General features: G+C 60.3%; 29 protein-coding genes. 17 read left to right on the top strand and 12 right to left on the bottom strand.

Annotated elements, in window-relative coordinates; all coding sequences use genetic code 11:
• Positions 1–61: 61 nt before the first annotated feature.
• Positions 62–1,252, bottom strand: a complete 1,191-nt coding sequence (locus tag ACXHXG_RS17995) for an acetyl-CoA C-acyltransferase (RefSeq protein ID WP_285168314.1) — start codon at positions 1,250–1,252, stop codon at positions 62–64.
• Between the two features lie 193 nt (positions 1,253–1,445).
• Here ACXHXG_RS17995 and ACXHXG_RS17990 point away from each other — a divergent pair, with 193 nt between their 5' ends.
• A complete protein-coding gene (locus tag ACXHXG_RS17990; protein ID WP_104824739.1) occupies positions 1,446–1,670 on the top strand; it encodes a type II toxin-antitoxin system VapB family antitoxin in 225 nt (74 codons plus the stop codon).
• Positions 1,670–2,065 (top strand): type II toxin-antitoxin system VapC family toxin, encoded by a 396-nt coding sequence (locus tag ACXHXG_RS17985; protein ID WP_104824740.1) that lies wholly within the window; start codon positions 1,670–1,672, stop codon positions 2,063–2,065. The genes ACXHXG_RS17990 and ACXHXG_RS17985 overlap by 1 nt, the downstream gene beginning before the upstream one ends.
• A gap of 16 nt (positions 2,066–2,081) precedes the next feature.
• Here the strand turns inward: ACXHXG_RS17985 and ACXHXG_RS17980 are convergent, their stop codons facing one another.
• From ACXHXG_RS17980 to ACXHXG_RS17965, 4 genes are all read right to left on the bottom strand, one after another.
• Positions 2,082–2,390 carry a hypothetical protein gene (locus tag ACXHXG_RS17980; RefSeq protein WP_104824741.1) on the bottom strand — a complete coding sequence of 103 codons (309 nt, stop codon included), beginning with the start codon at positions 2,388–2,390 and terminating at the stop codon, positions 2,082–2,084.
• 103 nt (positions 2,391–2,493) lie between these two features.
• Positions 2,494–3,933 carry an MFS transporter gene (locus ACXHXG_RS17975; protein WP_104825260.1) on the bottom strand — a complete coding sequence of 480 codons (1,440 nt, stop codon included), beginning with the start codon at positions 3,931–3,933 and terminating at the stop codon, positions 2,494–2,496.
• Between the two features lie 203 nt (positions 3,934–4,136).
• A complete protein-coding gene (locus ACXHXG_RS17970) occupies positions 4,137–4,799 on the bottom strand; it encodes a sulfite oxidase-like oxidoreductase (RefSeq protein WP_457900165.1) in 663 nt (220 codons plus the stop codon).
• Between the two features lie 77 nt (positions 4,800–4,876).
• Positions 4,877–5,440 (bottom strand): HutD/Ves family protein, encoded by a 564-nt coding sequence (locus ACXHXG_RS17965; RefSeq protein WP_457900290.1) that lies wholly within the window; start codon positions 5,438–5,440, stop codon positions 4,877–4,879.
• A 90-nt stretch (positions 5,441–5,530) separates the two neighbouring features.
• Here ACXHXG_RS17965 and ACXHXG_RS17960 point away from each other — a divergent pair, with 90 nt between their 5' ends.
• Together ACXHXG_RS17960 and ACXHXG_RS17955 are read left to right on the top strand one after the other, a co-directional pair.
• Positions 5,531–5,803, top strand: a complete 273-nt coding sequence (locus ACXHXG_RS17960) for a type II toxin-antitoxin system Phd/YefM family antitoxin (RefSeq protein WP_457900164.1) — start codon at positions 5,531–5,533, stop codon at positions 5,801–5,803.
• Positions 5,800–6,186: a type II toxin-antitoxin system VapC family toxin gene (locus ACXHXG_RS17955; RefSeq protein WP_457900163.1), complete on the top strand. Its 387-nt coding sequence runs from the start codon at positions 5,800–5,802 to the stop codon at positions 6,184–6,186. Before ACXHXG_RS17960 ends, ACXHXG_RS17955 begins: the two co-directional genes overlap by 4 nt.
• Positions 6,187–6,189: 3 nt before the next feature.
• On the opposite strand, the gene hutU is transcribed toward ACXHXG_RS17955, so the two are convergent.
• Genes hutU through hutI form a run of 3 tightly spaced genes read right to left on the bottom strand, consistent with a single transcriptional unit; the run spans position 6,190 to position 10,665 of the window.
• Positions 6,190–7,875, bottom strand: a complete 1,686-nt coding sequence (hutU, locus tag ACXHXG_RS17950; protein WP_104824744.1) for a urocanate hydratase — start codon at positions 7,873–7,875, stop codon at positions 6,190–6,192.
• Position 7,876: 1 nt separating this feature from the next.
• Entirely contained in the window at positions 7,877–9,412 is a 1,536-nt protein-coding gene (gene hutH / locus ACXHXG_RS17945) for a histidine ammonia-lyase (protein ID WP_457900162.1), read from the bottom strand.
• A complete protein-coding gene (hutI, locus tag ACXHXG_RS17940; RefSeq protein WP_457900161.1) occupies positions 9,409–10,665 on the bottom strand; it encodes an imidazolonepropionase in 1,257 nt (418 codons plus the stop codon). The genes hutH and hutI overlap by 4 nt, the downstream gene beginning before the upstream one ends.
• 101 nt (positions 10,666–10,766) lie before the next feature.
• Here hutI and ACXHXG_RS17935 point away from each other — a divergent pair, with 101 nt between their 5' ends.
• Both ACXHXG_RS17935 and hutC read left to right on the top strand, forming a co-directional pair.
• Complete coding sequence (locus ACXHXG_RS17935; RefSeq protein ID WP_457900160.1) at positions 10,767–12,110, top strand: formimidoylglutamate deiminase; 1,344 nt, start codon at positions 10,767–10,769, stop codon at positions 12,108–12,110.
• Between the two features lie 83 nt (positions 12,111–12,193).
• On the top strand, positions 12,194–12,913 hold the full coding sequence (gene hutC, locus ACXHXG_RS17930) for a histidine utilization transcriptional repressor HutC (protein ID WP_104824748.1): 720 nt from the start codon (positions 12,194–12,196) through the stop codon (positions 12,911–12,913).
• 109 nt (positions 12,914–13,022) lie between these two features.
• On the opposite strand, the gene ACXHXG_RS17925 is transcribed toward hutC, so the two are convergent.
• Positions 13,023–13,175, bottom strand: a complete 153-nt coding sequence (locus ACXHXG_RS17925) for a hypothetical protein (RefSeq protein WP_158704499.1) — start codon at positions 13,173–13,175, stop codon at positions 13,023–13,025.
• Positions 13,176–13,354: 179 nt separating this feature from the next.
• Here ACXHXG_RS17925 and ACXHXG_RS17920 point away from each other — a divergent pair, with 179 nt between their 5' ends.
• From ACXHXG_RS17920 to ACXHXG_RS17890, 7 genes are all read left to right on the top strand, one after another.
• Positions 13,355–13,939: a TetR/AcrR family transcriptional regulator gene (locus ACXHXG_RS17920; RefSeq protein WP_104824749.1), complete on the top strand. Its 585-nt coding sequence runs from the start codon at positions 13,355–13,357 to the stop codon at positions 13,937–13,939.
• Positions 13,940–14,146: 207 nt separating this feature from the next.
• On the top strand, positions 14,147–14,770 hold the full coding sequence (locus ACXHXG_RS17915) for a hypothetical protein (protein ID WP_457900159.1): 624 nt from the start codon (positions 14,147–14,149) through the stop codon (positions 14,768–14,770).
• 186 nt (positions 14,771–14,956) lie between these two features.
• On the top strand, positions 14,957–15,814 hold the full coding sequence (locus ACXHXG_RS17910; RefSeq protein ID WP_104824751.1) for a cytochrome b/b6 domain-containing protein: 858 nt from the start codon (positions 14,957–14,959) through the stop codon (positions 15,812–15,814).
• Complete coding sequence (locus ACXHXG_RS17905) at positions 15,811–16,587, top strand: molybdopterin-binding protein (protein WP_283047968.1); 777 nt, start codon at positions 15,811–15,813, stop codon at positions 16,585–16,587. Before ACXHXG_RS17910 ends, ACXHXG_RS17905 begins: the two co-directional genes overlap by 4 nt.
• A gap of 112 nt (positions 16,588–16,699) precedes the next feature.
• Positions 16,700–16,954: a hypothetical protein gene (locus tag ACXHXG_RS17900; RefSeq protein ID WP_104824753.1), complete on the top strand. Its 255-nt coding sequence runs from the start codon at positions 16,700–16,702 to the stop codon at positions 16,952–16,954.
• A 177-nt stretch (positions 16,955–17,131) separates the two neighbouring features.
• Positions 17,132–17,365 (top strand): AbrB/MazE/SpoVT family DNA-binding domain-containing protein, encoded by a 234-nt coding sequence (locus ACXHXG_RS17895; RefSeq protein ID WP_104824754.1) that lies wholly within the window; start codon positions 17,132–17,134, stop codon positions 17,363–17,365.
• Between the two features lies 1 nt (position 17,366).
• Positions 17,367–17,774: a type II toxin-antitoxin system VapC family toxin gene (locus ACXHXG_RS17890; protein ID WP_104825261.1), complete on the top strand. Its 408-nt coding sequence runs from the start codon at positions 17,367–17,369 to the stop codon at positions 17,772–17,774.
• A gap of 34 nt (positions 17,775–17,808) precedes the next feature.
• Here the strand turns inward: ACXHXG_RS17890 and ACXHXG_RS17885 are convergent, their stop codons facing one another.
• Positions 17,809–18,279 (bottom strand): Lrp/AsnC family transcriptional regulator, encoded by a 471-nt coding sequence (locus ACXHXG_RS17885; RefSeq protein ID WP_457900158.1) that lies wholly within the window; start codon positions 18,277–18,279, stop codon positions 17,809–17,811.
• Between the two features lie 154 nt (positions 18,280–18,433).
• On the opposite strand from ACXHXG_RS17885, the gene ACXHXG_RS17880 reads away from it, so the two are divergent.
• The gene (locus ACXHXG_RS17880) at positions 18,434–19,186 is read left to right on the top strand and encodes a tryptophan 2,3-dioxygenase family protein (RefSeq protein ID WP_457900157.1); all 753 of its coding nucleotides are present in this window, start codon (positions 18,434–18,436) and stop codon (positions 19,184–19,186) included.
• Between the two features lie 18 nt (positions 19,187–19,204).
• On the opposite strand, the gene mntR is transcribed toward ACXHXG_RS17880, so the two are convergent.
• A complete protein-coding gene (gene mntR / locus ACXHXG_RS17875; protein ID WP_104824756.1) occupies positions 19,205–19,660 on the bottom strand; it encodes a manganese-binding transcriptional regulator MntR in 456 nt (151 codons plus the stop codon).
• 200 nt (positions 19,661–19,860) lie between these two features.
• Here mntR and ACXHXG_RS17870 point away from each other — a divergent pair, with 200 nt between their 5' ends.
• The 3 genes from ACXHXG_RS17870 to ACXHXG_RS17860 all read left to right on the top strand — a co-directional run bounded on the left by ACXHXG_RS17870 (position 19,861) and on the right by ACXHXG_RS17860 (position 23,786).
• Entirely contained in the window at positions 19,861–21,216 is a 1,356-nt protein-coding gene (locus tag ACXHXG_RS17870) for an Nramp family divalent metal transporter (RefSeq protein ID WP_457900156.1), read from the top strand.
• 132 nt (positions 21,217–21,348) lie between these two features.
• Positions 21,349–23,184: a M23 family metallopeptidase gene (locus ACXHXG_RS17865; protein ID WP_457900155.1), complete on the top strand. Its 1,836-nt coding sequence runs from the start codon at positions 21,349–21,351 to the stop codon at positions 23,182–23,184.
• 173 nt (positions 23,185–23,357) lie between these two features.
• Positions 23,358–23,786 (top strand): GFA family protein, encoded by a 429-nt coding sequence (locus ACXHXG_RS17860; RefSeq protein WP_457900154.1) that lies wholly within the window; start codon positions 23,358–23,360, stop codon positions 23,784–23,786.
• Here ACXHXG_RS17860 and ACXHXG_RS17855 read toward each other — a convergent pair.
• Complete coding sequence (locus ACXHXG_RS17855) at positions 23,783–24,706, bottom strand: SMP-30/gluconolactonase/LRE family protein (protein WP_285168309.1); 924 nt, start codon at positions 24,704–24,706, stop codon at positions 23,783–23,785. The genes ACXHXG_RS17860 and ACXHXG_RS17855 overlap by 4 nt on opposite strands.
• Positions 24,707–24,837: the final 131 nt, after the last annotated feature.

Genomic DNA, 24,837 nt, shown 5'->3' with positions numbered 1-24,837 from the left:
CGATGAAGCGTTAGCGAAGCGACAGGGCCTCGAAGAACGAGGCGGCCACCGCCCCCTATCTTTAGTTTACCCGCTCCACCGCAATCGCCGTCGCCTCGCCGCCGCCGATGCAGAGTGCGGCGACACCTCGCGTTGCACCCTGGCGCTCCAGCGCGTGCAGCAGCGTTACGATCAGCCGCGCGCCCGTAGCTCCGATCGGATGGCCCAGCGCACAGGCGCCTCCGTTGACGTTGAGGCGGTCGCGGGCAATGCCGAGATCCTTGGCGGCGGCCATGGCGACGACGGCGAAGGCTTCGTTGATCTCGAAGAGGTCGACATCGCCGACCTTCCAGCCGGTCTTGTCCAACACCTTGCGGATCGCCGGAATCGGCGCGGTCGTGTACCACGCCGGCTCCTGGCTATGGGTGGCATGCGCCTTGATCTCGGCGAGGATCGGCAGTCCCTCACGCTCGGCGATCGAGCGTCGCGTCAGCACCAGCGCAGCCGCGCCGTCCGCATTGGCCGAGGCACTGGCTGCGGTGATGGTACCGTCCTTGCGGAAAGCCGGCTTCAGCGCGGGGATTTTTTCCGGCGAGACTTTCTGCGGATGCTCATCCTTGGCGATCGTCACCGGTCCGCCCTTGGCAGCAACGGAAATCGGCGTAATCTCGGCCTCGAATGCCCCTGTCTCGATCGCTTTGCGCGCCCGCGTCAGCGTCTCGACGGCATAGGCATCCTGGTCGTCACGGCTAAACTGATAGGCTTCCACCGCCAACTCGCCGAAGTCGCCCATCGAGCGGCCCTTCTCATAGGCGTCTTCCAGCCCGTCGAGCATCATGTGGTCGAAAATGCGGTCATGGCCCATGCGATAGCCGCCCCGCGCCTTGGCGAGCAGATAGGGCGCATTCGACATCGACTCCATGCCGCCGGAGACCGCGATCGAGGCGGAACCGGCAAGGATCAGGTCATGCGCCAGCATGGTCGCCTTCATGCCGGAACCGCAGACCTTGTTGATCGTGGTGGCACCAACCGCATCCGGCATTCCCGCGCCGCGCGCCGCCTGCCGCGCCGGTGCCTGCCCCTGCCCCGCCGGCAGGACGCAGCCGAACAGCACCTCGTCCACCTTCTCCGCCGACAATCCGGCACGCTCCAAGGCAGCACGGATGACATGGGAGCCGAGTTCCGGCGCCTGCAACGATGACAATTCGCCCTGGAAACGGCCGAGCGGCGTGCGCGTAGCGGAGACGATAACGACAGGATCGGTAACGGACATGATGGCTCCTCGCAATCTGCAAGTTAAGGGATCAAGCTATTGCTATCACGTTAGATGATGTTCGTCATGTAAATATCGCGGAAACATTTCTTCGGACGAAGTGCCCGCTATTGCCCGATCCCGACTACCGCGATGATTGTCCTCCTCGTGGATATATTCTAAGGATATCCATCTCTAAAGAAATGGATATCCCATGCCTCTCTACATCAAAGACGATGCCATCGATCGATTGGCCCGGCGCTACCAGGCGCTGACGAAAACGTCCACCAAAACCGAAGCCGTGCGGCTGGCATTGCAAAAGGCGCTGAACGAGGAGCTTGCCAAGCCGTCGCTTGTCGATATCGCCGTCACTTTCTGTCGTAACCTGAAGCAGAAGGCCGGCACCAAGGCGGATGCTCTTTCGGAAGGGGATGCCTGATGTTTGTCGATGCCTCGGTGCTTTCCGCAATGATGACCGATGAGGAAGAAGCCCGCAACTTTGCCGCCCGCATGCAGGCTGCGACCGCGCGCATGACGTCGCCGCTAGCGGTAACCCAGGCGGCGATCAGCGTCGCCGGCCGTCTTGACCTCACAATCGTCGACGCCGGGAATGCGGTCCGGACGTTTCTGGAGCTGATGAACATCCAGCTTCTCGCAATTCCGCCGCGGGCCGCCTTTCTGGCGATCGAAGCTCATGAGCGGTACGGCGAGGGTCGCCATCCGGCGGCTCTCAGCCTCGACGACTGCATGACCTATGCCTGCGCCCGCTATTATCGCCAGCCGCTTCTGTTCCGGAGCGATGCATTCGCCCAGACCGATATCGAGGTGGTCTAACCTGTCTGCTTCGAAACTACTGCCCAGGGCAAAGCGAGGTGGGACCGGCGGCGTATGTGTTCGAAACGCCAACGGCGTTTGGCGCCGCCGCGCATTGCAGCCTCGATATCGCATCGCCCGCTCTGATCGGGCCGGTCACAGACGGATCGGTGTTGATCGTACCATCCGGAAGGATTGCGTCCTTGGAATGGTCAAAATTGCCGACGTCGGTCTGGATTGCCTGTGCGTCGAACGTTGTGGTGCGATGTTTATGCGCCGGCCCCGCCATGGCGACGCTGGACATTCCGATGACGAGGGCCGAAATGGTAAGAGCTTTAAGCAGCATAAGACTGCCTCCCATGGGCGTTGAACCTCTATTCATATGGGAGCCTGTAACCCGATTTACAGCGGCGGGCAGGTCAAATATCGCAATTATTTGAAAGCCATGTTCATGTCTTGATGCGATGCCGCGACACCTCGGCACCCGCATCATGCGGCAAGCGGAGGAAGCGCAGCGACGAGACCGCGCCAATGAGGCAAACGACCAGAAAAGCCCAGTGAAAATCGACAAGGGAAAGCGTCTCTCCGCCATGGATGATGCGCGAGAGATTGAGCACGGCGGCGGCGACGGCAACGCCGAGCAACAGCGAGACCTGCTGCAGCATGCTCGAGAGCGTCGAGGCGGAACTGCGCTGCGCCGCATGGATATCGGCAAAGCCGAGCGTATTCAGCGCCGTGAAGTTCATTGAACGCGACAGGCCAGCAATGAATAGCAGGCAATATATCAGCAGATCCGGCGTCGACGGCGACAGAAACGCGCATCCACCGATGCTGGCCGACGAGATCAGGCCATTGACAACAAGCACGTTGCGGAAGCCGAAGACTTTCAACATCTGCGTGGTGATCGCCTTCATGCCGAGATTGCCCGCGAAGTAGAAGAGCAGATAGGTGCCGGCGTCGATCGCCGTACGCCCGAAGCCGACCTGGAAAAGCAGCGGGATCAGGAAGGGCGTGGCATTGATCGCAACCCGGCTTGCCGTTCCCGCCGAAAGCGTCGACATGGCGAAGGTCTGCACCTTGAAGGCGGAGAGATCGAGCAAGGGCGCATCGACCCTCATGAAATGCCGGGTGGCGATGACGGAGAAAACCACGCCGGCGGCAATGAGCCCGATGCTGGGCGCCAATCCCGTCGTCCCCTGGACCACGAACTCCAGACCGGCCAGCAGGAAGGTCAGCCCCGCCGCCGATTGCAGGAAGCCGATGAAATCGAGCCGCGCGACCTTTTCCTCCCGCTGATCCGGCACGAAGCGCAGGACGAGGCCGAGGCCGATGATCCCGATCGGAATATTGATCAGGAAATTCCAGTGCCAACTGAAATAGGTGGTGATGAAGCTGCCGAGCACCGGGCCGATGACCGGAGCCGTCAGCGCCGGCCAGGTAATCATCGACACGGCATGCACCAGATCGGATTTGCGCGCGTTTTTCAGCACGATGATGCGACCGACCGGCGTCATCAACGCGCTGCCGACGCCCTGTACGGCGCGGGCAATGACGAATTCGAAGAGATTGCCGGAGAGGCCGCAGAACAGCGACGCCACGGTGAAGATGGCGATCGACGCCAAAAACACCCGCCGCGCGCCGTAGCGGTCGCCGGCCCAGCCCGCCAGCGGCACGAAGGCCGCCATCGTCAACAGATAGACCGTAATGCCGATGCTCATCGACACCGGCTGGATGCCGAAGGTCATAGCCATCTGCGGCAATGAGGTCGTGACGATGGTGCCGTCCAGAATCTGCATGAAGAAGGAGACGGCGACGACAAGGGCGATGATGCGGGACTGCCGGCCGAAACTTGCTTCGGAAGGCTGATCTGTGGTCCGGGCAATGGTCATGACATGAAATTTCAGAGAATGGCGTTCAAGGGACCGGGCGCTTCCGGCAACAATCATACGATCATTGAATACGCCCATCGCCATGGATTGCAAAGCCGCAAACCCGCGCCGCAGCCATCAAAAATTGACACGGTGACATAAGAAACCGCGATTCCTGCCGAGTTTACCTAAGCTATATCTCCGCCGACAGCATCCTACGGGCGTCAATCGTCCGAATAGCGCTGCTCCCGCCAGGGATCGCCATACATGTGATAGCCATTCTTCTCCCAGAAGCCGGCCCTGTCGGCACTGATGAGTTCGATGCGGTTCAGCCACTTCGCGCTCTTCCAGAAATAAAGATGTGGCACGACGAGACGCATCGGGCCGCCATGCTCGCCGGTCAATGGCTGGCCCTCCCAGGCAGTGGCGAGGATCGCATCTTCGGCCGCGAAATCCGAAAGAGGGAGGTTGGTGGTGTAGCCGTCATAACTCGTCAGCAGCACATGATGCGCTTCGGCCGTCGGCATAGCGAGATCGAGCATATCGCGCGTCGAAACCCCTTCCCAGCGATTGTCGTAGCGCGACCAGGTCGTCACGCAATGGATGTCGCTGACGCGGGTGCTTTGCTCGATCGCCTGGAAAGCCGCCCAATCGAGGCTGAGCCGCGTTTCCACGAAACCGACCACATCGAGCCGCCAGCTCGACAAGGACACATGTGGCTGCACGCCGAGATCGAGCACCGGCCAGTTCTTGACGAGATGCTGCCCCGGCGGCAGCCGCTCGGTCTCGGGTCGGCTGATGCGCCCCGTCAGAAACTTGCCCTCCGCCGCCCAGCGGCGCTTTGACGTGGTGAGCTTGCTATCGGCGGGGATCTGATCGTCGCTCATGCAGGCATCCTCTCTGCTGCGCAGAAATAGGATAGTCGAGCCGGGTGAGTGTCAAGCCAGGGGCAGTTAATAGCCGACTATATTGCCTCGATGGCGATGCAGAACAGCTCCGCCTTGCCAGAGATCGAGCGCCTTGTGGCGACGTCATTCGAAACAAGAAGGCAATCGCCCGCGGCAAGCACAGCATCGTCAATCTCGACATCGCCGCGATGGCAAAGAACAAGGCTGGTCCCGCCCTCGAAAGCGACTTCGCTATTTCCGTCGACCGAGACACGCCGCACCGAATGCGTAAAGCGCGCCCGCCGCGTCATCACATTGAGATCCGTGATCGTCCCGTCAATCAAAGTTGCCGAAGTTGGCGCATCGGCGGCAAAGGGTAGCGGGTCGCTCGCCTGCGTCAGGCGCTCCGGCCCGCGCCCCTCGATGAAGAGGGTCATACCCTCGCCATCAAGAATGGATAGCGTACGATCGATGCCCGGAAAGACCGAGAACGGTCCATCCATGGCAACGGTCGCCATGCTGACGCGCCAGTCGAAGTCGGCAAGCCCGGCGCCGTCGGGCGAAACGGCGATCTCCACCGTCTCCCCGCCGCCGTTTTTCCAGGGCATGCGACGGTGCCTATCGCGGCGGAGAATCATGATTTTTGGCGTTGCCATAGGTTCCTGTCCAATCATTGCAATTCGATCCAGAGTAAACTAAGTTTGGTGGACTAAGTCCATTCGGAGCCTGTCATGGAAACCGTCAATATACATGAGGCGAAGACGCATTTGTCGCGACTGATCGAGAAAGCGGCCAAGGGCGAAGCTTTCATTATCGCCAAGGCGGGCAAGCCGATGGTGAAAGTTGTGCCCCTAGAGGAGAAAGAAGCTCCGAAGAAGCGCCGCATCGGCTTCATGAAAGGTGAGATCGTGGTTCCCGAAGATTTCGACACGATGATGTCCACTGAAATCGAGGAGATGTTTCGTGGCAATCTCAATGATTTCAAAAGCATTAGAGATCGATGAGATTTCTCCTGGACACACATATTCTGCTCTGGGCAACGGTCGCTTCCCAGCGACTGCCGGAGAAAGCCCGCAACTTGATTGAAGACCTCGACAATACGATTGCATTTTCGACTGCTAGCATATGGGAGGTGGCGATCAAGACGGGATTGGCGCGACCCGACTTTGTGGTCGATGCCCGCAGGCTCTACGAAAATCTGCTTGAAAACGGATATGAAGAACTACCCGTTCTCGGACAGCACGCGGCCGCGGTCGCGGATCTGCCCGATATTCACAAAGATCCTTTCGACCGAATTCTGGTCGCTCAAGCCTTTGTCGAGAGTATTTCTCTGATCACCGCCGACAAGACCGTCGCAAGCTACGGCGGTCTTGTGCGGCTGGTGTAGGCTTCAGTTCCCCAGGATGGCCGGCAGGCGCAGGCCCTGCTTCTTGGCCCAATCGAGGGCGATGTCGTAGCCGGCATCGGCATGGCGCATGACGCCGGTTGCCGGGTCGTTCCAGAGAACGCGCTCCAGGCGCTTGGCCGCATCATCGGTGCCGTCGGCGCAGATGACCATGCCGGAGTGCTGGGAAAAGCCCATGCCGACGCCGCCGCCGTGATGCAGCGATACCCAGGTAGCGCCGGATGCGGTGTTGAGCAGGGCGTTGAGCAGCGGCCAGTCGGAAACGGCATCCGAGCCGTCCTTCATGGCTTCCGTTTCGCGGTTCGGCGAAGCGACCGAGCCAGAGTCCAAATGGTCGCGGCCGATGACGACGGGCGCCTTCAGCTCGCCATTCCTGACCATTTCGTTGAAGGCAAGGCCGAGACGGTGGCGATCGCCGAGACCGACCCAGCAAATGCGTGCCGGCAGACCTTGGAAGGCGATACGCTCGCGCGCCATGTCCAGCCAGTTGTGCAGGTGCTTGTTGTCGGGCAGCAGCTCCTTCACCTTGGCGTCGGTCTTGTAGATATCTTCCGGATCGCCCGAGAGAGCAGCCCAGCGGAAGGGACCGATGCCGCGGCAAAAGAGCGGACGGATATAGGCCGGCACGAAGCCCGGGAAAGCAAAGGCATTTTCGAAGCCTTCATCCTTGGCGACCTGGCGAATGTTGTTGCCGTAGTCGAGCGTCGGCACGCCAGCATCCCAGAAGGCGACCATGGCTTCGACATGCACCTTCATCGAAGCGCGGGCGGCAGCTTCGACGGCTTTCGGATCGCTCTCTCGCTTGGCCCTGTGTTCGGCCACCGTCCAACCGGCCGGCAGGTAGCCGTTCAGCGGGTCGTGCGCCGAGGTCTGGTCGGTGACGATATCGGGGCGCGGGCCGCCAGCCTTCATGCGCTTCACCAGTTCCGGGAAGATTTCGGCAGCATTGCCAAGCAGGCCGACAGACTTGGCTTCGCCAGCCTTCGTCCACTTGTCGATCAGGGCCAACGCTTCGTCGAGCGTCTTCGCCTTTTCGTCGACATAACGGGTGCGCAGGCGGAAATCGATGCGGGTTTCGTCGGATTCGACGGCGAGGCAGCAGGCACCAGCCATGACGGCGGCCAGCGGCTGTGCGCCGCCCATGCCGCCGAGACCGCCGGTCAGGATCCACTTGCCCTTCAGGTTGCCATTATAGTGCTGGCGACCGGCCTCGACAAAGGTCTCGTAGGTGCCCTGCACGATGCCCTGCGTGCCGATATAGATCCACGAGCCGGCCGTCATCTGGCCGTACATGGCAAGGCCCTTTTTATCCAGCTCGTTGAAGTGATCCCAGGTCGCCCAGTGCGGCACGAGGTTGGAGTTGGCGATCAGCACGCGCGGCGCATCCTTATGGGTACGGAATACGGCGACCGGCTTGCCGGACTGTACGAGCAGCGTCTCGTCTTCGTTCAGCGTCTTCAGCGTCGCGGCGATACGGTCAAAATCGTCCCAGGTGCGAGCGGCGCGGCCGATGCCGCCGTAGACGACCAGCTCGTTCGGGTTTTCCGCAACGTCCGGATCGAGGTTGTTCATCAGCATGCGCAGCGGCGCTTCGGTCATCCAGCTCTTGGCGTTGAGCTCCGGGCCGCGAGGCGCGCGGATTTCGCGGATATTATGGCGTGGGTTGGTCATGTCATATCTCCAAAGAGGGCAGGATGCCGGCGGATACGGATGCGTTGAGTGCGCCGGAAGCGACGAGGTCGCTGGCGGCCTTGAGGTCGTTTGCCATGTAGCGGTCTTCATCCAGCGTAGGCGCTGCGGCACGGATGGTGGCGATGGCGAGTGTCAGTTCGGGACTGGTGGTTAGCGGCGCACGTAGCTCGACGCCCTGTGCGGCCGTCAGCGCCTCGATGCCGACGATGCCGAAGAGATTGTCAGTCATCGGCAGGAGCCGGCGGGCGCCATGGCATGCCATTGACACGTGGTCCTCCTGATTGGCGGAGGTCGGCGTCGAATCGACCGAAGCCGGATGCGACATCTGCTTGTTTTCGCTCATCAGCGCAGCCGAAGTTACCTCGGCAATCATCAGTCCGGAGTTCAGACCGGGCTTCTTGGCGAGGAAGGCCGGCAAGCCATAGCTCAGTGCCGGATCGACCAAGAGCGCGATGCGGCGCTGCGAGATCGCGCCGATCTCGCAGACGGCGATGGCGATCTGGTCGGCAGCGAAAGCTACCGGCTCGGCATGGAAGTTGCCGCCGGAAACCACGGAATTGTCCGAGAGCACAAGCGGATTGTCGGTGACCGCATTGGCCTCGATTTCAAGCGTGCGGCCGGCCGAACGCAGGAGATCCAGACAGGCGCCGTCGACCTGCGGCTGGCAGCGGATGCAGTAGGGATCCTGAACGCGCTCGTCGCCCTCGATGTGGCTTTGACGGATCACCGAACCGGCAAGCAGGCCGCGGAGGGCAGCGGCGGTATCGATCTGCCCCTTGTGGCCGCGCAGCGTATGAATATCGGGATGGAACGGCGCCGAAGAACCCATGGCGGCATCCGTCGACATCGCGCCGGTGATCAACGCTGCCTGCGCGGCGCGATGGGCGCGAAAGAGACCGGCAAGCGCGAGCGCGGTCGAGACCTGCGTGCCGTTGATCAGCGCCAGCCCTTCCTTGGCGGCAAGCACGACCGGCGTCAGTCCGGCCTTTTCCAACGCGGCTGCGCCGTCCAGCCGTTCACCGGCATAAAAGGCATCGCCATGACCCATCATGACAGCGGTCATATGCGCGAGCGGGGCGAGATCGCCGGAAGCGCCGACAGAACCCTTCTCGGGGATGACGGGCACGACGCCCTTTTCCAGCATCGCCTCGATCAACCGCACCAGTTCCAGACGCACGCCGGAAGCGCCGCGGCCAAGCGAGATCAGCTTCAGCGACAGGATAAGGCGAACGACGTTCTCCGGCAGCGGCTGGCCGACGCCGCAGCAATGCGAAAGAATGAGGTTGCGCTGCAGGGTGGCGACGTCGGCGCTGTCGATCTTGATGGAAGCCAGTTTACCGAAGCCGGTATTGATGCCGTAGACCGGCGCATTGCCGGCGGCAATCTCGGCGATACGCGCTGCAGCTTTGAGAATGCCGGCATCGAAGGAGGCATCGAGCTTGGCAGGCTCGCCGGTCCAATAGATCGCGGCCAATTGTTTCAGCGAAACGGAGCCGGGATGGAGAGTGACAGTCATCGGTCGAATCTTTCCCCCTTGAAGATGCGGGCGTGGAGCGGATTGAAGCCGATGCGATAGACAAGCTCGGCAGGGCTTTCGATATTCCAGATGGCGAAATCGGCCGATTTGCCGGCCTCCAGCGTGCCGGTCTTGGAAAGCAGGCCGAGCGCGCGGGCGCCTTCACGGGTGGCACCCGCGATGCATTCCTCGACCGTCAGGCCGAAGAGGGTTGCTGCCATGTTCATCGTCAGCAGCATGGAGGTCAACGGCGAGGTGCCGGGATTGCAGTCGGTGGCGATGGAGATTGGAACACCCGCCTCGCGCAGCGCCTTGACCGGCGGCTTCTGCTTCTCATGAATGGCGTAGAAGGCGCCGGGCAGAAGGACCGCGACCGTGCCGGCATCCGCCATCGCCTTCACGCCGTCCTCATCCAGATATTCGACATGGTCGGCGGAAAGCGCGCCATAGGAGGCGGCAAGCTTGGCGCCGCCGAGATTGGAAAGCTGCTCGGCATGCAGTTTCACCGGGATGCCAAGCGACTTGGCAAGATCGAAGACGCGGGCAATCTCAGCCGGCGAAAAGGCGATCCCCTCGCAGAAGCCGTCGACGGCATCGGCCAAGCCCTTGGCATGCGCCTGCTCGAGACCCGGCAACACGACATCGGAAATATAGTCGTCGTTGCGGCCCTTGTAATCCGCCGGCGTCGCATGCGCGGCGAGATAGGATGTGACGACGCGGACCGGACGGGCGTCTTCCAGCGCCCGGGCGGCTTGCAGCATCTTCAATTCGGATTCGATGCTGAGGCCATAGCCGGATTTTACCTCGATCGTGGTGACACCTTCGGCAAGCAGCGTATCGAGGCGCGGCAAGGCCGTCGCAATAAGATCGTTGACGGAAAGCGCGCGCGTTGCGTTGACGGAGGAAACGATGCCACCGCCGGCCCGCGCAATCTCTTCGTAACTCGCGCCTTCCAGACGCATCTCGAATTCGCGGGCGCGGTTACCGCCGTGAACGATGTGCGTGTGGCAATCGACGAGACCGGGCGTAACCCAGCGGCCTTCGAGATCGATGGTTTCGGCATCGCCGATCTCAGGCGCATCGCTTTCGCTGCCCGCGAAAAGGATGCGGCCACCCTTGGTCAGGATCGCACCCTTCTCGACAATGCCGAGCCCCGGCCCATCCTCTCGCAAGGTCGCCAGACGGGCATTGCGCCAAAGGCGGCTTTCGCCCTCGGATCTTACGCTATCGCCGGAAAAATTGTTCCCACTCATCAGCTTTACGCCTTTCCTTATGGGCTCATAATGTATATACATATTAAAAGAACTGACAAGAGGGATTTTGGACTCAGTATCCAAAAGGAAAGAGCTAGGTCATGACGAAACTCCATGCACGTTCGGCACTGCTTCAGGATGGCTGGCGGGAAAATGTCCGACTGACTCTGGAGGATGGCCGCATTGCCGGCATCGAGGCTGATGTTGCGGCAGAGGCCGGTGACGAGCGGCACGACGTTCTGGTTCCTGCCATGCCCAACCTCCACAGCCATGCCTTTCAGCGCGCCATGGCCGGCCTTGCCGAAGTCCGAGGCCCGGCGAACGACAGCTTCTGGAGCTGGCGGACCGTCATGTACAAGTTCGCGCTCTCGATGACCCCCGATCATGTCGAGGCGGTGGCCGCGCAGCTCTACATGGAAATGCTGGAAGCCGGTTTTTCCCGGGTCGGCGAGTTCCATTATCTGCATCACGACAAGGACGGCAGCCCCTATGCCAATATTGCCGAGCTTGCCGAGCGCATCGGCGCGGCAAGCACTGAAACCGGCATTGGGTTGACGCTGCTGCCGGTCTTCTACGCCCATTCCGGCTTCGGCGGCGCAGCCCCCATCGACGGCCAGCGACGCTTCATCAATTCGCTCGATCGATTCGAGGCCCTGATGGCCGGCTGCCGGACGATCGTTGATCGGGTGCCGGGTGCCGAACTCGGCCTTGCCCCGCACAGCCTGCGGGCAGTAACGCCCGAGGAGCTGGCAAAACTCGTGCCGCTCGCCGATGATGGACCGATCCATATCCACGTCGCCGAACAGGTGAAGGAAGTCGAGGATTGCGTTGCCTGGTCCGGCGCGCGACCGGTCGAATGGCTGCTCGATCACGCCCCGGTCGACGGGCGCTGGTGCCTAATCCACGACACCCACATGACCGATGACGAAACCCGGCGGATGGCGAAAAGCGGTGCGATCGCCGGCCTCTGCCCGGTGACGGAAGCCAATCTCGGCGACGGCACCTTTCCGGCACCGCTGTTTCTGGAGGAAGGCGGCCGCTATGGCATCGGCTCGGATTCCAATATCCTGATTTCCGTTCCGGAAGAGCTGCGGCAGTTGGAATATTCGCAGCGCCTGGCGCTGAGGGCCCGCAATGTCATCGCTTCATCGGGCGGCTCGACGGCGCGCGCACTGTTCGATCACGCAATCGCCGGTGGCGGTGTGGCATTGAAGGCGCCGGCCGGGCTCGCCATAGGCCGTTACGCCGATGTGGTTTCCCTCAATGTCAGCGCCGTTCCCTATCTCTCCGGCGATCAAATCCTGGATCAATGGATGTTTGCCGGCGGCGTTGCCGTCGACAGCGTCTGGGCGCAGGGCCGCAAACAGGTCGAAGGCGGGCGGCACAACAGACGGGAAGCAATCTCCGCTCGATTCCGCGCTGTGATGAGCGAACTAATCGGTTGAAAAAGAATTTTTCCTCGCGACAATGAAATCCTAAATAAACAAAGTGACGATTACCCAGGTCTCACGAGGAAGCGGTCGGCGGCATGACCACAGGTAAAGAGGCGACGCTCCATCAGCGTATCCTGAACGATATCGAGAGCCGGATCGTTTCCGGCGATTGGCCGCCCGGCCATCGGATTCCCTTCGAACTTGCCCTGGCCGAACAATATGACTGTTCGCGCATGACGGTGAACAAGGCGCTGACGCAGCTTGCCCGGGCCGGATTGATCGAGCGGCGGAAGCGCTCAGGGAGTTTCGTCACTCAGCCACAGGCGCAATCGGCAGTGTTGGAAATCCACGACATCAAGTCGGAAATCCTGTCGCTGAACCTGCCCTACTCCCATAAGATCGTGAAACGCGCCAAGCGCAAGGGTCGTCCCGAGGATGCGCGGCGGCTGCAATTTGCCGGCGCGGTCTCGGTGCTGGACATCACCTGCATTCACTACGCCGGCCGCCGGCCTTTCTGTCTGGAAGACCGCGTCATCAATCTCGACGCCGTACCGGAGGCGGCTCAGGTCGATTTCGACGCATTGCCGCCGGGACCGTGGCTGATCAATCAGGTGCCATGGAGCACGGCCGAGCACCAGATCCGCGCCATCCCCGCCGAGGGCGAGGCCGCCACGAGCCTCGACATTGCCAAAGGCACCGCCTGCCTCGTCATCGAACGGCGCACCTGGAGCAACCTCGGACCGATCACACATGTCCGCCTCACCTATCCCGGCGATCGTCATACGCTGGTGGCGCGCTTCACGCCGTCAAGCTGAAACCGTAGAGCGGAAAGCGTTTCACGGAATCGCTTTCCGCTCTATCCCTTTGTTTCTACGCATTCCAGACGGAAAACCGCTTCGCACTTTTCCTGGAATTGCTTAGCCGCTACTGGCGCTGGGCGGGCTCGGTCTGCATCGGGATAAGGTTGTCGGATTGATGGATGGGCTTTACGGGATTGACCAGCAAAATGCTGAGCGCAATCAGCACCAACGCAAGGATGAGGGTAAGGCCGATCAAAAGTGGACGAATCGCGATCATTTCGGTTCTCCAATCTTTCGTGTCCTAGCCATAACGTGACAGGAAGGGGATTTTGAGGCAACCAGCTTTTTTGCGCTTAAACATTGCGCCAAACTGCAAAATTTCAACCTCAATCCCCGAATTGATCGGAGTTTTGGCTCGGACTTGACAGACACCCTACCAATAGGTAGGCAAAGTGAATGAGCAATATTTCGACAAAAGCGGACGAGATCGTCCAATCGGCACGCGGCCTGATCATCGCGGGCGGCTATAACAGCTTCAGCTTCGCTGATATTTCGGCAGAGGTCGGCATTCGCAAAGCCAGCATTCATCACCATTTTCCGACCAAGGCCGATCTCGTCAGGACCGTCGTGGCGCGTTATCGGGAAGAGGCTCGGCAGGGTCTCGCCGGGGTCGACGCCAATATTGCCGATCCCGTTGCACGCCTTCGCGCCTATACGGGCTTCTGGGAAGCATGCATCCGAGACAATACCGCACCCTTCTGCATCTGCGCCATGCTTGCCGCCGAACTGCCGGTGCTGCCGGCCGATGTTGCCGCCGAAGTGCGAGGGCATTTCCGGGATCTCTCGAGTTGGCTTGCCGCCGTGATGGAAAAAGGGGCGGCCGAAGGCCGTCTTATTTTGCCGCGCCCGGCAGCGGGGGAAGCTCTGTCCTTCATGGCAACCGTGCATGGCGCCATGCTCTCGGCGCGAGCCTATGGCGACCCGTCAGTCTTTGCCACCATCGTCGAACCGCTGTTCGATCGGCTGGCCACTCTCCATTGAAATTATTCAGATTTTCGTGATGTGGACCGATAACGCGGCTCTCACGCTTGTTTGATTGGCGGAGCTACCGAGTGGTAGATAGGATCGCCTTCGTTGCAATCGAGATGACTTCCTCCGGTTCTCTCATGCAAGGAATTCTGTTGGCCGACCTTGGCCGCTCTGTCGAAAAAACCTACCGATTAGTAGGTAGATCAAAGGAGACTATTCATGGATCGCAAGCATCTGACGAAGGGCATATTGGCACTGGCCACCGGCGCTGTCGTAACGCTCGCCGCGCTACAGGGCGCCAATGCCGCCGACCCCGTCCGCGTACGCGGCACGATCGAAAGCCTCGATGGCGACACCCTCAACGTCAAGTCCCGCGACGGCAAGGACATCGCCGTCATGCTGAAATCCGGCTGGGCCGTCGCCGGCGTCACCAAGGCCTCAGCCGCCAATATCAAGCCCGGCGATTTCGTCGGCATCGCCAATGAGCCAACCGCCAGCGGCGTTGCCGGCGCCATCGAAGTCGTGATCTTCCCCGCCTCGATGAAGGGCACCGGCGAAGGCGACCGCCCCTGGGATTCGAAGCCGAACAGCTCGATGACCAATGCCACGGTCGCCAATGCCGTCAAGTCGGTCAATGGCCCGACGCTCACCCTGACCTATAAGGGCGGCGAGAAGAAAATCAACATTCCGGACGGAACTCCGGTCGTGACCTTCACCTCGGCCACCAAGGACGATCTGAAGGTAGGCGCCGGTGTCTTCATCACCGGCCAAACCACAGGTGACGGCATCGTTTCCACCAATCTCGTTGCCGTCGGCGTCAACGGCACTGTTCCGCCGATGTGATCTTCCCTTCCCGCCCAAGGGAAGCCTGCAGGCCAATCGGCACCCGCCCCCGCCGTAGCCTGCCATGCGGCGCTCCAGATTCAGTTCCCTCGCTGATGGGGCGCCGCCACTTTCCCGGTGGATTTGTGGTACTCTGCAGCCAGGGTTTCCAAAGGGTTCATTGAAGATTTCGAGAGGAGCCTAGCCATGGCCGACATCGATACGACCGGTGCACCACCTGCGCCTCCCCGGACGATCTACATTCGCCGGCATTCGATCGTTACCCGCCTGACGCACTGGCTGAATGTGCTCTGTCTTTCGCTGCTGCTGATGAGCGGCATGCAGATTTTCAACGCCCATCCTGCCCTTTACTGGGGGCAGTACGGCGCCAATGCCGATCCATCCTGGCTGCAGATATCGGCCACCGATGGCGACAACCAGCCCTACGGCACCTTCCGCATCGGCGGCCTGACGATCCCGACGACCGGCGTTCTCGGCGCCTCGAAAGAGGATGGCGAATGGACCGAACGCGCTTTTCCCGCCTGGGCAACGATCCCGAGCTACCAGGACTTGGCCGCCGGCCGGCGCTGGCATTTCTTCTTTGCCTGGCTCTTCGTCTTCAACGGCCTGATCTATCTGCTCTATGGCTTCATTGCCGGCCATTTCCGCCGCGACTTGGCGCCCTCGGGTGCCGAGGTCTCGCCGCGCAATCTCTGGCATGAAATCATTGAGCACGCCCGCCTGCGCTTCCCGAAAGGCGAGAAGGCAAAGCGCTACAATGCATTGCAAAAGCTCAGCTACCTGATCGTCATCTTCATCCTGCTGCCGCTGATGCTGGCGACCGGGCTCACCATGTCGCCCGGCATCGATGCCGGCTACCCGTTCCTGCTCGATATCTTCGGCGGGCGGCAGACGGCGCGCGGCATTCATTTCATCACCGCCTGGACGATCGTTCTCTTCGTCCTGGTCCATGTGGCGATGGTCATCCTGTCCGGTCTCTGGAACAACATGCGCTCCATGGTCACCGGCCGCTACGCCATCCGTAGGGAAGGAGAGGACGCATGAGCAAGATCGTCAGCCGCCGCGGTTTCCTCATCGGTTCTGTCGCCAGCCTCGGCGCTATCGGCCTTACCGGCTGCGACGACGTCACCGAGAACCAGAACGTCCAGAAGGTTCTCGCGCTGGCCGAAGGTCTGACCATGGGCACACAACGCCTTCTCGTCCCGCCGCAGACGCTTGCCCGCGAATATACCGAAAAGGACCTCTCGCCGACCTTCCGCTCGAACGGCACGGATAATCCCGGCACTGCGGATTATGCCGCAATGGTGGAAAACGGCTTCTCCACCTGGAAGCTAAAGATCGACGGCATGGTCAACCAGCCGATGGAGTTTTCGCTGGCCGACCTAAAGCAACTGCCGTCGCGCACGCAGATCACCCGGCACGACTGCGTGGAAGGCTGGAGCGCCATCGGCAAATGGACCGGCGTGCCGCTTGGCCTCATTCTGCAGAGCGCCGGGCTGAAGCCGGGCGCGCGTTATGCGGTGTTCTATTGCGCCGACGAATTAGAGCAGACGCTCGACGGCAGCGGCCGCTACTACGAGAGCCTCGACCTGATCGACGCCTTTCATCCGCAGACGATCCTCGCCTATTCGATGAACGGCAAGGATCTCGAAGTCGCCCATGGCGCGCCGCTACGTCTGCGCGTCGAGCGCCAGCTCGGCTACAAGCACGCCAAATATGTCATGCGCATCGAAATCCGCGACAAATTCAACGATCTCTGGGGCGGCAAAGGTGGTTTCTGGGAAGATCGCGGCTACGAATGGTATGCCGGAATTTGAAGGCATTACTTTAGCATGTTTCAATTTGTCGCAGGTCGCTTCAGGCCGGAACACTTATGCGTGCAGGTACGTTCTCGCAAAGGGCAATTATGCCCTTTCGGAGGAAATGCACATGCTGAGATCGATTTTGATCGCGGCCGTGCTTGCAGCGGCGAGCACCATGCCCGTTTATGCCGCAGCCACGGTGAAATGTGACGATGCTTCCATTATGGCCTTGCAGACCAAAGTGGATGCAATGACCGACCAGACGAAAAAGACAGCCGCCACCAAACAGGTGACTATGGCAAAAGACGCCATGAAGGCGCACAAGATGAAAAATTGTGTGACCCACATGGAAAATGCCGAGAAGGGCATGAGCAAGATGTAACGGCTCGCCGTTGCTTTGGTGGATTCGGAGGACAAGGCCCGGGCTTCCGGGCCTTAAGTTTGTCGGGGGTGCGAGAAGCCGATGTTTGGATACCCATAAGCTCGCCGAAACCGGCCTGTCTTGAAAGTCGCGGTTAAAAGTAATACCTCTATTTTAGCAATCATTACCGGGATTCCCATGAGTACGACCGTAACTGCAAAAGGACAGGTCACGATTCCAAAAGCCGTTCGCGACAAGCTCGGCATTGGCCCCGGAAGCCAGATCGATTTTCGCCGAGCTGCCGATGGCAGCATTGTCCTTGTCCCGGTGGAAACCGGCAGACAAATCAGCCGTTTTGCCAAATTTCGAGGACATGCCGGAAAAGGCCTGAGCACTGACGAGATTATGGCACTGACGCGTGGCGACGATTGATGTGATCTTCGTCGATTCCAACATACTTCTGGATATTATTACCGACGATCCGATTTGGTATGACTGGTCCATCGGCGAGCTCGACAAAGCATCGCTCGTGGGTCCTCTCTACATCAACGACGTCGTTTACGCCGAAATATCCGTTCGCTACCAGCGCATTGAAGATCTCGATGAGATGCTTGTCGGGACTGGCGTCAGCATCATATCGATTCCACGAGCGGCACTTTTCCTTGCTGGCAAGGTTTTTGACCAATATCGAAAAGCTGGTGGAACGCGCACAGGCGTTCTGCCGGATTTCTTCATCGGCTCTCATGCGACCGTCAGCGGCCTCTCCGTACTGACGCGCGACACCAAGCGTTTCCAGACCTACTTCAAATCGGTAACGCTCATTAGCCCGCCAACAGTATAACTATCGCTACCGGATCAGCCGGCCTTTCCGCAGCCTAGCGGCTACCGCCAATATGTCGCGCGGCGTCGGCAAACGAGATGTCCGACTTGATCTCTCGTGTCGACATCGACGTTACCGTATGCCGCACGCCCGGCAGCCGGTTCAGTTCCTGACGCAGCAGCCGATCGAGGGCGGCCATGTCGGCGGCCAATATGTGCAGGAGATAGTCGGCCTCCCCCGTCGTCGCATGGCAGCGCCAGATCAGCGGATGGCGGCGCACCGCGGCTTCGAAGGCATCGAAGCGCTCGACGTCGATCGACACTTGCACGAAGGCTTCCAGGCCAAAGCCGAGCTGTGCCGGATCGAGGATCGTCCGGTAACCGCGGATCACACCGGCCTCTTCCAGCGCCTTCACCCGTTTCCAGCACGGCGTCTTGCTGAGACCGACCAGATCGGCGAGCGCGGCAAAGGAGATGCGGGCATTGGCCTCCAGGGCAGAGACGATCTTATGGTCGAGCGCGTCCAAGTCCAGCGTTCCCTCGATTGCCTTTCATAAGGTTGATCGTACTCCTGATTGGCAATTTTAGAAGACAATTAGGAACAATGTTCAAGGGAAAATTTCGTATCCTTCCAAAAGGGCAAATATGCCAGCGGCAAAGGCCGGGACAAAGGGAACGAAGATGCAGAAGCAAGACTATTACGCGCGGATCGAGGCGCCAGACATGCGCGACTATGGCGTTTATCTGCAATGCGACAAGCTGCTCGCCTGCCAGAAGCCACTAAACGGGATGGTCAACGGCGACGAGCTGCAGTTCCAGATCGTCCATCAGGTGGAAGAGCTCTGGATGAAGCTCATCGCCTATACGCTGGTCGACGTGATCGCCTTCATCGAGGAAAACAAGACCCATCGCGTGGTGACGCTGATGGGCCGCGTGCATCGGCTGATGCGGATGATGACGGCGCAGCTCGATCTGCTCGAAACCATGTCGCCGAAGGAATATCAGCAGATCCGCCTGCAGCTCGGCAATGGCAGCGGCCAGGAATCGCCCGGCTTCAAATTTCTGCTGCGCATGCCGCCGGATCTCTGGCGGGCCTTCAAGGCCCATTATCTCGACGCGCTCGGACTAACGGTCGAGGATGTCTATGACGATAAATACGATCATGGCGACAGCTATGTCGTCGCCGAGGCATTGGCCGAGTACGACGAACTGTTCCAGAAATTTCGCGCCAACCACATCTATCTGATCCAGCGCTCCATCGGTCTCGGCTCGAAATCCCTCAAGGGCCGGCCGGTCGAACTGTTACAGGCCGGCGCTCGCCATCGCTTCTTCCCCGATCTCTGGGATATCCGCGCCGAAATGACCGACCGCTGGGGCAGCCAATATGGCGTGGTGCGCGATTCCATTTCCAGACACGACGACGCGGCGGAATAGGATACGCGATCTCCCCGATCACCCGTCGCGCTGCATGGTGCGACGGAACGCTTTCAGCGTTTCGGCGCTGACGTGATGTTCCATGCCCTCGGCGTCGATACGCGCCGTCTCGGGGCTAACGCCTATCCAGCGTAGGAACGCTTCGACCGTTTGATGGCGGGCACGGATGTTCTGGGCGATCTTGTTGCCCGCCTCCGTCAGGAAAACGCCGCGATAGGGCCGCCGCGATACCAGCCCGTCTTCGCAGAGCCGTGCCAGCATCTTGGCGACCGTCGGCTGTGACACGCCAAGCCTTGCCGCGATATCCACCTGCCGGGCCTCGTTGCCATCATCGATGAGATCGGCGATCAGCTCGACATAATCTTCCACCAGAGCGCCACGGGTGGCCTCCCGCGTATGCCGAAAACCCTCCGAATGCGTCTCGGCATCCGGCAGCGGTTCGTCGCGATGGATCGGCGGTTTTCTGGCTGGCAATGCGTTTGGCTCCCTGGACGCACGAATAAACTCGCTTTGATCTTTATAGCACGAGCTTCAATCTTGAAAGCGGATGATGATTTTTGCGACGCGCCATCATCGCCATCACAACGCCGCAACTATAAAATATAGCCTATTGCATAATGTTGATATCCAGCATATTTCTTTAGTCACATCGTAATTCGATCCCGGAGCCCCGCATGACGCAGATTCAGGAAGCAGCCTCGCCGCAAGCGTGGAAATTTGCCCGCCCAGATGAAGAGGCGCGGCTGAGCCTTCCGGAAGTCAATGCAACGATTCATGTTCCGCACGCCGGCACCTGGGTCCGGCGGCTGATCGCCTTCCTCGGGCCGGGCTATATGGTCTCCGTCGGTTATATGGACCCAGGCAACTGGGCGACCGACCTCGCTGGTGGTGCGCAATTTGGCTACACGCTACTAGCGGTCATCATGCTGTCCAATCTGATGGCGATCCTGCTGCAAGCACTTGCGGCCCGGCTCGGCATCGTCACCGGCCGCGATCTGGCGCAGGCCTGCCGTGACCACTATTCGAGGCCGGTTAATCTGGCCCTGTGGTTTGCCTGCGAACTTGCCATCATCGCCTGCGATCTCGCCGAGGTCATCGGCACTGCGATCGCGCTGCAATTGCTCTTTGGTATCCCATTGATCGGCGGCGCGCTGATCACCGCGCTCGACGCCTTCCTGCTGCTGCTTCTGATGAATAAGGGCTTCCGCTTCCTGGAGGCCTTCGTCATCGCGCTCCTCATCGTCATCGCCGTCTGCTTCGCCATCCAGATCGCCGCCGCCGCCCCTCCGATCGCCGCTATCCTCAATGGTTTCATCCCGTCGCCCGAGATCGTCACCAATCACGAGATGCTCTACATCGCCATGGGCATCATCGGCGCGACCGTCATGCCGCATAACCTCTACCTGCATTCCTCGATCGTGCAGACGCGCGCCTATAAGCGCACGGATGAAGGCCGTCGCGATGCGATCAAATGGGCGACGACTGACAGCACCATCGCCTTAATGCTGGCACTTTTCGTCAATGCTTCGATCCTGATCGTCGCAGCCGTCGCTTTCCACAATAGCGGGCATTCGGATGTCGCCGAAATCGGCCAGGCCTTTCAATTGCTGTCGCCGCTGCTCGGCCTTGGGATCGCCTCGACGCTGTTTGCCGTCGCACTTCTCGCCTCCGGCCTTAATTCCACCGTGACGGCGACGCTCGCCGGCCAGATCGTCATGGAAGGCTTCCTCCGCCTGCGTATTCCACACTGGGCCAGACGGCTTTTGACGCGCGGCCTCGCAATTATTCCGGTTGTTTTTGTTACTGCATTTTATGGTGAAAAAGGCACTGCCGATCTGCTCGTTCTGAGCCAGGTCATTCTGTCCATGCAACTGCCCTTCGCGGTCATTCCGCTTGTCCAATTCGTCACAGATCGCAGAAAAATGGGCAGATTCACCATTCCGAGGAGCGTTGCCGTCCTCTCCTGGCTGGTTGCAGGCGTCATCCTGGTTCTGAATTTCAAGCTCCTTTACGACACCATCTTCGGTTGACGAATCACCCGTGATGCGAGAATCTGCGAACCTGGAAGATCACGGTAATTAACAGATACGTAATATTTGCCCAGATTTTGACATGATTTGCCCTAGTTTGGGCCCACCGCAGTCTGCAGGGTTCCTCAATTCATGGTCGAAAGTCCATTGCGCGTCCAATTTCCTGCAGAGGCTGCGATTCAGGCGCGGCCGCATCACGAATTTCATATTCCCTTTCTGCCCCGATCCGCCCATCTTCGCCACCTGATCGCCATCGGCCTTGCCGGCACCGCCTCCTGCGGCCTTCTCGCGACCGTTCTCTACCCGCTGCTTGCCCGCCATACGATCGAGCAGGCCGTTCCGATTCACACAGCCCAGCTCGTCCAATCGCAGCCGGCGTTGCACAAGAGCGACCGGCTTGCCACGAAACAGCGTTTCGACGGCGCCCGTTTTGCGCAGGTGGCGGAAAAGACCTCGAGCGGCGAAACCCGTATCTTCACCTATCACCGCACGACACTGGTCTTCAAAGCCGAGGTTACCGAACCCGCAGACAGTGATGCCGCGGCCATCAATGCGGCCTATGACGGCGATACACGGACTGAGAACGCTCTGTTTTCGCCACCGTCGCTCGCGGATATCCGCCAGGGCATCTATCCGCATGTCAATCGCTACGACGCGGTCCGCCGCTCGCGCTTCCCGGTTCGCGGCGTGCCGTTGAATGTCAGCGTGTCGAGGGCGACCACGGGCGAGGCAGGCCGCGAGTTCAAGAGGCTGGTTTCCATGCCCAAGGACCGGCAGGACCTGCAGGATATCCTCGCCTCCGCCGGTCTTGGTGTAGATGCTGGCGACGAGCTGCAGCGTGCCTTGGAAACCGATACGGTTTCGCCCGGCGACAGCCTGGAACTGCTGCTGGAGAAAAAGACCGCCGATGCGCAGCCGAAGCTGATCATGGCTCGCCTCAGCGGCGAGAAGACACCCGAGCGCATTGTGGCGCGCGACGATGCCGACGGCTTCGTGCCTCTTACCGATGACCGGCTGTTTTCCACGCTCTATAGCGAGAGCCAGGCCGACACGCCGTCCTCTTCGGACGTGGCTGCCGTCGACCTCAAGGGCATCGACAGCAACGATCGGTCGACGATCAGCGCCAAGCTGAAGAAAGCGGGGCTTTCCGATGAAAGCGTCGATCAGCTCATGAAGCTCGCCAAGGCGAACGGCGTTTCATTGACGGGTGGCGACGATGCGCCCGATAGCGTCGACCTGCTGTTTCGCAAGGCGGACAATGGCAAAAGCGAACTGATGTTCATCGAGTTCCACACCGATGGCGACACGCATCGCTTCTATCTGCACAAGGACGGCGGCGACGGTGCCTCAGAATTCTACGACGAGGGTGGCCACTCCGTCGCCAAGGTGCTGACCCATCGTCCCGTGCCCAACGGCACGCTTGGTGACGGATTTGCCTGGCGCATTCATCCGATCCTCGGCGTCCGGAAATTCCACAACGGCGTCGATTTCCGCGCGCCGATGGGCAGCCCGATCATGGCAGCCGGCGACGGCACCGTCGAAAAGATTTCCTGGGAAACGGGCTACGGCAAATATGTCCGCATCCGCCACGACGGCGGCTACGAGACGACCTATGCCCACATTTCCTCGACGCCGTCGGACCTGCATGTCGGCGAGCGCGTTACCCAGGGCCAAGTCATCGCCTATGTCGGCTCTACCGGCTATTCCACCGGTCCGCATCTCTACTACGAACTGCGCGTCAACGGCCGCTACGAAAACCCGCTGACCGCCCAGTTGCCGGCCGGCACCAATCTTACCGGCAAGTCGCTGGACAGCCTGCGCTCGCAGGTCAGCCACGTTGACAATATCATGACCTACCTCGACGTGCCGCCGCCGCAAAGCGAAGCCCGCCCCTTCACCGCCTTCGACCAGGGACCAGAGCGAGGCCCAGGCGCAGGCGCTGGCCCCGGTCATTCCGGCAGGCCCTGATTGCCGCGATTATAGCGGCACGACCGAGATTCCCCGAACAGTGAAGTTTTGGTTCGCGGCTGGAAATTGGAACCAGCCTCAGATGCATGCTGAACGATGCGCAGCGGGAGGGCGTCGCAGCGCTGGTTTGAAATCTCCACACGATCCCGCTTCAGAAAACGGAGGATGTTCCAATGGCTGATGCCCGATGCAGTTGCGGCGCTCTCACGCTGACGCTTTCAGAACCATCGAAATTGGTTGTCGCCTGTCATTGTCTTGACTGCCAACGCAGGACCGGCGCGCCGTTTAGCGTCGGCGCCTTTTATGCCGCCGATGCCGTCGCCATTTCCGGAACTCCAAAAGAGTTCAGCCGCGATGCGGCAAGCGGCGGGAAGGTCCACACCTACTTCTGTCCGAACTGCGGCTCAACCGTCTATTGGAAGGCAGACAGACTACCGTCGCTGATCGGCGTTGCCGTCGGCGCGCTGGCAGATCCCAAATTCCCGGCTCCCGTTATATCGGTTTTCGAGCAGTCGAAACACCATTGGGTTCAAATGGATGGCGCCGTCGAACATTTCCAACAAAGCAGTGCGGCAAAAAATTCGAATCGAGACTCCACTTAACGCAAACGATTAGCCGGCTCAGCAGGTCCGCTATTCACATAAATCGCATAGAGCGAGCTCGTGGCGGTGATGTAAAGCCGGTTGCGCTTCGGGCCGCCGAAGCAGAGGTTCGATATGACTTCGGGAACGAGAATGCGGCCGATCAATGTGCCATCCGGCGCGTAAACCCGGACCGAATCACCGCTGGAGGCAAAGATGTTGCCATGGCGATCGACCCGGAAACCGTCGAACATGCCGACTTCGCAGGTGGCGAAGACCCGCCCCTCGCTAAGACTGCGCCTGTCCGGATTGACGGAATAGGCCGTGATTGTCGGCGGCAGGCCGGGCACATGCGAACCACCGGTATCGGAGACGTAGAGCACGCTTTCATCCGGCGAAAAGGCAAGGCCGTTCGGCTTGACGCGGTCGCTGGCGACCAGCGTCACCGTTCCGTCCGCCGGATCGATGCGGTATACATTCGATGCGTTGATTTCCGATGGTGCGGCAAAGCCCTCATAATCACTGTCGATCCCATAGGTCGGATCGGTGAACCAGACCGAGCCATCCGACTTCACGACGACGTCGTTCGGCGAATTCAGCCGTTTGCCGTCGAAATGTTCGGCGAGCGACCGCCACACGCCGTCATGATCAAGCCGGCTGACACGGCGGCGGCCGTGCTCGCATGCGACGATCCGGCCCTCGAAATCGAGCGTATGGCCATTGTGATAACCAACCAGGCTCTCGAAGACGCCGGCTGCGCCCGTCACCTCGTCATAACGCAGGATTCGGTCGTTCGGTATATCAGACCACACGACATGACGCGCGGCTGGCACATAGACGGGTCCCTCGGTCCAACGCCCGCCCGTCCAAAGCTGCTCCAATTTTGCAGAACCATTGATCAGCGCCTTGAAGCGCTGATCGAGAATATCATACTGGCTCATGATGCTCCGCCCTGTTCCTCACAGCCAGCCAACCTCCGGACCGGCCTCCCGTAGTCGGAAGCCAATCTAGAGACAGCAATCATCGGCTGTCAAAAACAAGCTGCGGACATGACACGCTTTTTACCGGCGTC

The organism is Rhizobium sp. LEGMi-198b (assembly GCF_054114205.1).
Note: the sequence above shows the minus strand (reverse complement) of the source record. Positions and strands in the feature narration are given on the sequence as shown.

What these genes read in the sequence shown, in the direction of transcription:
- ACXHXG_RS17995 (WP_285168314.1), bottom strand. Translation starts at nt 1,252, where the DNA reads ATGTCCGTTACCGATCCTGTCGTTATCGTCTCCGCTACGCGCACGCCG.
- ACXHXG_RS17990 (WP_104824739.1), top strand. Translation starts at nt 1,446, where the DNA reads ATGCCTCTCTACATCAAAGACGATGCCATCGATCGATTGGCCCGGCGC.
- ACXHXG_RS17985 (WP_104824740.1), top strand. Translation starts at nt 1,670, where the DNA reads ATGTTTGTCGATGCCTCGGTGCTTTCCGCAATGATGACCGATGAGGAA.
- ACXHXG_RS17980 (WP_104824741.1), bottom strand. Translation starts at nt 2,390, where the DNA reads ATGCTGCTTAAAGCTCTTACCATTTCGGCCCTCGTCATCGGAATGTCC.
- ACXHXG_RS17975 (WP_104825260.1), bottom strand. Translation starts at nt 3,933, where the DNA reads ATGACCATTGCCCGGACCACAGATCAGCCTTCCGAAGCAAGTTTCGGC.
- ACXHXG_RS17970 (WP_457900165.1), bottom strand. Translation starts at nt 4,799, where the DNA reads ATGAGCGACGATCAGATCCCCGCCGATAGCAAGCTCACCACGTCAAAG.
- ACXHXG_RS17960 (WP_457900164.1), top strand. Translation starts at nt 5,531, where the DNA reads ATGGAAACCGTCAATATACATGAGGCGAAGACGCATTTGTCGCGACTG.
- ACXHXG_RS17955 (WP_457900163.1), top strand. Translation starts at nt 5,800, where the DNA reads ATGAGATTTCTCCTGGACACACATATTCTGCTCTGGGCAACGGTCGCT.
- hutU (WP_104824744.1), bottom strand. Translation starts at nt 7,875, where the DNA reads ATGACCAACCCACGCCATAATATCCGCGAAATCCGCGCGCCTCGCGGC.
- hutH (WP_457900162.1), bottom strand. Translation starts at nt 9,412, where the DNA reads ATGACTGTCACTCTCCATCCCGGCTCCGTTTCGCTGAAACAATTGGCC.
- hutI (WP_457900161.1), bottom strand. Translation starts at nt 10,665, where the DNA reads ATGAGTGGGAACAATTTTTCCGGCGATAGCGTAAGATCCGAGGGCGAA.
- ACXHXG_RS17935 (WP_457900160.1), top strand. Translation starts at nt 10,767, where the DNA reads ATGACGAAACTCCATGCACGTTCGGCACTGCTTCAGGATGGCTGGCGG.
- hutC (WP_104824748.1), top strand. Translation starts at nt 12,194, where the DNA reads ATGACCACAGGTAAAGAGGCGACGCTCCATCAGCGTATCCTGAACGAT.
- ACXHXG_RS17925 (WP_158704499.1), bottom strand. Translation starts at nt 13,175, where the DNA reads ATGATCGCGATTCGTCCACTTTTGATCGGCCTTACCCTCATCCTTGCG.
- ACXHXG_RS17920 (WP_104824749.1), top strand. Translation starts at nt 13,355, where the DNA reads ATGAGCAATATTTCGACAAAAGCGGACGAGATCGTCCAATCGGCACGC.
- ACXHXG_RS17915 (WP_457900159.1), top strand. Translation starts at nt 14,147, where the DNA reads ATGGATCGCAAGCATCTGACGAAGGGCATATTGGCACTGGCCACCGGC.
- ACXHXG_RS17910 (WP_104824751.1), top strand. Translation starts at nt 14,957, where the DNA reads ATGGCCGACATCGATACGACCGGTGCACCACCTGCGCCTCCCCGGACG.
- ACXHXG_RS17905 (WP_283047968.1), top strand. Translation starts at nt 15,811, where the DNA reads ATGAGCAAGATCGTCAGCCGCCGCGGTTTCCTCATCGGTTCTGTCGCC.
- ACXHXG_RS17900 (WP_104824753.1), top strand. Translation starts at nt 16,700, where the DNA reads ATGCTGAGATCGATTTTGATCGCGGCCGTGCTTGCAGCGGCGAGCACC.
- ACXHXG_RS17895 (WP_104824754.1), top strand. Translation starts at nt 17,132, where the DNA reads ATGAGTACGACCGTAACTGCAAAAGGACAGGTCACGATTCCAAAAGCC.
- ACXHXG_RS17880 (WP_457900157.1), top strand. Translation starts at nt 18,434, where the DNA reads ATGCAGAAGCAAGACTATTACGCGCGGATCGAGGCGCCAGACATGCGC.
- ACXHXG_RS17870 (WP_457900156.1), top strand. Translation starts at nt 19,861, where the DNA reads ATGACGCAGATTCAGGAAGCAGCCTCGCCGCAAGCGTGGAAATTTGCC.
- ACXHXG_RS17865 (WP_457900155.1), top strand. Translation starts at nt 21,349, where the DNA reads ATGGTCGAAAGTCCATTGCGCGTCCAATTTCCTGCAGAGGCTGCGATT.
- ACXHXG_RS17860 (WP_457900154.1), top strand. Translation starts at nt 23,358, where the DNA reads ATGGCTGATGCCCGATGCAGTTGCGGCGCTCTCACGCTGACGCTTTCA.
- ACXHXG_RS17855 (WP_285168309.1), bottom strand. Translation starts at nt 24,706, where the DNA reads ATGAGCCAGTATGATATTCTCGATCAGCGCTTCAAGGCGCTGATCAAT.